The organism is Parvimonas sp. D9, from assembly GCF_035282565.1.
Classification (GTDB): Bacteria; Bacillota; Clostridia; order Tissierellales; family Peptoniphilaceae; genus Parvimonas; species Parvimonas micra.
Genome location: NZ_JAYKBM010000053.1, coordinates 1 through 452 on the forward strand (window position 1 = coordinate 1; position 452 = coordinate 452).

General features: G+C 51.8%; 1 protein-coding gene. It reads right to left on the bottom strand.

What is annotated here, in order from left to right; translation table 11 throughout:
• Positions 1 to 198: 198 nt before the first annotated feature.
• The coding region (locus VJI94_RS07985) for a hypothetical protein (RefSeq protein WP_324008961.1) at positions 199 to 452 on the bottom strand (254 nt) is incomplete at its 5' end.

Below are 452 nucleotides of genomic sequence, written 5' to 3' on the forward strand. Positions count from 1 at the left end.
GCATTATGCTCCGGACCAGTATTGTCGGTGGCAGCAGACTTGCGAGCGGCGTTCGAACGTGCGACCATGATACTTCTCCTCATCATCTGTATCAGCGTGGCTATTCACTCTCTGATAATACTAATATAGGGGTAGCACACATCTTTCACAACGTCCAAAATGATAGTCCCAATAGTAAATCACTTGGTAGTGCCGCCCCTAGCGCATCACCAGACCCTGGTCTAATAGGTATTTCCAGCCCATCTCTTTGGCATGGTGGATGCAGGCACCATAGCCCCCAGACCCAAAATCATAGGCAGCGCGTTCAGAACATATGTAGGACCGTTTGCTGCCAGGGATCCTCTGCTTATACTGACATAGCCCCGCCACAGCAGCGCCCTCAGCGGCCATAGTTTTCATCATCCAGGTCAGGATTGCCGAATTGGGCTTCAGCGTCCTCCATAGTACGTCGG